We start from the raw sequence: 2,902 nt of genomic DNA, 5'->3' as shown, positions 1-2,902 counted from the left end.
TGGCTGATGGCCTGACCTGACGCTTCAACAGCATTGGTGGATCCCCCAGCTTGGTCTGGGGGATTTTTTTGTGGTTTCCCTAGCAACAAGAATGAAGTTTCGCCTACCCTCCAAGTGAAGAGGAACGGTTCGAGCCGCAGGGATCAGTGGGTGGCGCTCAGTTCCTTGGTTGGGCAGCATTGCAGAGCAGCAGGGCATCTGGATCCCAAAGGATCTGCCCATCAAGAGCCATTCTCCCCAACACCGGCATTCCTACTTGGGCTTCCAGGCGCGGGATCAAAGTTGCATCCAGCTTTTCCAAGGCTTGGGGATCCCCAGTTTCGGTCAGGGATCCAATCAGCACCCACCCCAAACCGCAGGCCTTGGCTTGGCGCAACAGGGCGGCAAAAGCGGCAGCTTGGCTCAGAGCGGTCTCCCGCTGCAGCGTCAGCAGCAAGCTCAACCCCCACGCATGGGCTAGATCCGCCCAGGTTTGGCCTGGCCCTATGGGATCGGCAACGCTGCCCGGCAAAACCAGTAGGGGATCTTTTTCTCCTGCCCACTCGGAGATTTGTTGCCAGAGGGCCTTTAGCTGAGCTTCCGAAGGGTTGGGATCCACTCTGAGCCGGCCCCAAGGGCGTTGAACCACCTGCTGCCAAGCGTCGGCCACTGCCGTAGCTCCTGGGATCCCCGGCCAGGTGTTGGCCACCATCACCTTCATGGCTCTGCCTCCCATAGGGCGAGAAACTCCGGCTGGATCTCGAAGCCAAACACCAAAGCCATATCCCGCAGCATGGAGACGGATCCCAGGTTCTGCTGCTTAAACCACCGCATCAACACAAAGATCTTCTGATAGACAAAGATCTCCAACGCTTCTGGGTTGTAAACAATACCCTCCCGAGGGTTGAATTGGTGGGGCACCATCATAGCCGCGTAACGGGCCAGTTCTCCTTGGCGCCAATTGAGAAAGTAGGGCATCCAGGGGTAGACTGTATCCCAACGAATAAACCACAGGCGCACCTCCGGGATCTCGGACAGCTCCCGTGGATCCTCAGGGCTGCGCGGCCAATCGATGGCGCATTGCACCTGCTGGGCAGCACGCACGGGATCGGCCATCAAGGTTTTCACCAGCTCATGGCCGGGGGTGAGATCCAGAGTTTGAATGGCCTTGGCAGGAAGGTAGAGGGTAATCGGCACGGCAACACAGCTATCTGGCTTGCAAATGCAGCTTATCTCAGCTCTGCTCTGTCTTGCTCGCCACTGGGATCCCCAGGCGGGTGAGATCGAGGGCAAAACCTGCCGTTACCAAAAACACTTGGTCGGCCAGGGGAGCCAGCCTTTGGGTCAGTTCCCCCATCCGATCCCGAAACCGCCGCCCCAGTGGGTAAGCGGGCACCACCCCCCAGCCCACTTCTTCAGACACCAGGAGGATCTCCCCTCTATGGCTTTGCAAGGTTGCCAAGAAAGATTGCACCAAGGGATCCCATTCTGAAGAGGGACAGTCTAGGCCCTGCGCCACCCATCCCCCCAGCGAATCCACCAGCGCACAACAGGGCTGGGGCAACTTTTGCAGTTCTGCCCCCAAGTCCCTCCCGGTTTCCCAAGTCTGCCAACTGGAAGGCCGCCGTTGCCGGTGCTGTTGAACGCGCTCTGCCCATTCTGGATCCGTCTTGGGATCGGGTTTCGGCCCGGTAGCCAGGTAGATAACCGGCAAGCCCGAAGCCGCAGCCAAACCCTCTGCCAGCCGGCTTTTGCCAGAGCGCACAGGGCCACAGATCAGCACAATCGCCATTGGGTAGAATGGAAATCCACTGACGTTTGAGTCTAACCTCGACAACAGCCTGCTGAAGTCCTCAGCCGAGTGGTACCCGGTCAATCTTGAGGTTGAATCTCTATGCCCATCCGAATCGAGCACGCTGCCCAGCTGGAAGAGAAACCTATTTTGATCACGCCGGTTTAGAGCCTTTTCCTCTGCTCACGATTGGCTCCCTAAGCTACGGATATGAGTTTTTCCTTCATTGGATGGGAGAGTCATCCCGCGTCAAGATTGGACGTTGCACTTCGATTGCAGGAGGGGTGCATTTTTTCGTAGGGTACGAGCACCATACTGACTGGGTTACTACTTACCCTTTCACCCATTTACCTGATTCCTGGCGAGAGCTTCGTGCTTTCTGTAACTCGCGGAGATATTGTTGTTGGCCATGATGTTTGGATTGGCTATGGCGCTAAGATTCGCTCGGGGGTAACCATTGGAAATGGAGCAGTTGTTGGAATGGGTGCTGTGGTAACTCGAGATGTCCCCCCTTATGCCATTGTTGCGGGCATGCCAGCGAGGGTGGTTCGCTACCGTTTTGCACCTGAAGTGATCGAGTGGCTTATCCAACTTGCTTGGTGGGATTGGCCCCTTGAAGCCATACGCCAGGCAGCACCTCTTCTCTGTCGGCCACTAGATCAGGAAGCAATGTCAGGGCTTTCTCAGATCAAGCAAAGCCTTCTTGCTGTTTGAAACTACTTGAGAAATTCCCCGCAGGCTAAGATGAGAGTTGGTTACGCTTGAAAAAACAATCTCGAATAACCTGACTGTACTTCAGGCTCAAAAGCTCGACCATGACAGATCCCAAGCCAATATCTCCGCCTGAACAAAAGGCTGCTTCGGCCTCTTTTCGATCTGCTCAACCGCTCTGGCTCAGCCTAGCGCTGGGGATCACCACTGCCCCCGTTTTGTTGGGCTTGGTCTTGGCAGACCGGGCCGAGAAATGGCTGGGATCCCTGAGCTGGGAAGATCCGGGTTGGTGGCTGGGGGAGCGGCTGCCCAACTTAGACAGCGCCCCGCTACAGGCCCATGAGCAACAGCGCAAAAACTCTGCCCCGGTCGAGAACCCCTAGCTTCTCTGTCACTTTCGTATCATAGGAAAGCGAACTA

General features: G+C 56.5%; 5 protein-coding genes. 2 read left to right on the top strand and 3 right to left on the bottom strand.

The window, feature by feature from the left end:
- Positions 1-157: 157 nt before the first annotated feature.
- Genes NW837_RS09930 through cobU form a run of 3 tightly spaced genes read right to left on the bottom strand, consistent with a single transcriptional unit; the run spans position 158 to position 1,771 of the window.
- Entirely contained in the window at positions 158-715 is a 558-nt protein-coding gene (locus NW837_RS09930; RefSeq protein WP_414331154.1) for a hypothetical protein, read from the bottom strand.
- The gene (locus NW837_RS09925) at positions 697-1,176 is read right to left on the bottom strand and encodes a CRR6 family NdhI maturation factor (protein WP_011432033.1); all 480 of its coding nucleotides are present in this window, start codon (positions 1,174-1,176) and stop codon (positions 697-699) included. The genes NW837_RS09930 and NW837_RS09925 overlap by 19 nt, the downstream gene beginning before the upstream one ends.
- A gap of 37 nt (positions 1,177-1,213) precedes the next feature.
- On the bottom strand, positions 1,214-1,771 hold the full coding sequence (cobU, locus tag NW837_RS09920) for a bifunctional adenosylcobinamide kinase/adenosylcobinamide-phosphate guanylyltransferase (protein ID WP_414331153.1): 558 nt from the start codon (positions 1,769-1,771) through the stop codon (positions 1,214-1,216).
- A 372-nt stretch (positions 1,772-2,143) separates the two neighbouring features.
- Between cobU and NW837_RS09915 the strand changes: the two genes are divergently transcribed.
- Positions 2,144-2,485 (top strand): CatB-related O-acetyltransferase, encoded by a 342-nt coding sequence (locus NW837_RS09915; RefSeq protein ID WP_414331150.1) that lies wholly within the window; start codon positions 2,144-2,146, stop codon positions 2,483-2,485.
- A 101-nt stretch (positions 2,486-2,586) separates the two neighbouring features.
- Positions 2,587-2,865, top strand: a complete 279-nt coding sequence (locus NW837_RS09910) for a hypothetical protein (protein ID WP_414331148.1) — start codon at positions 2,587-2,589, stop codon at positions 2,863-2,865.
- Positions 2,866-2,902: the final 37 nt, after the last annotated feature.

The sequence above is a fragment of the Synechococcus sp. R6-10 genome, from assembly GCF_047461815.1.
In the GTDB taxonomy this organism is placed as follows: domain Bacteria; phylum Cyanobacteriota; class Cyanobacteriia; order Thermostichales; family Thermostichaceae; genus Thermostichus.
The sequence above is the reverse complement of the archived record's forward strand: the minus strand, read 5'-3'. Positions and strand labels throughout refer to the sequence as shown.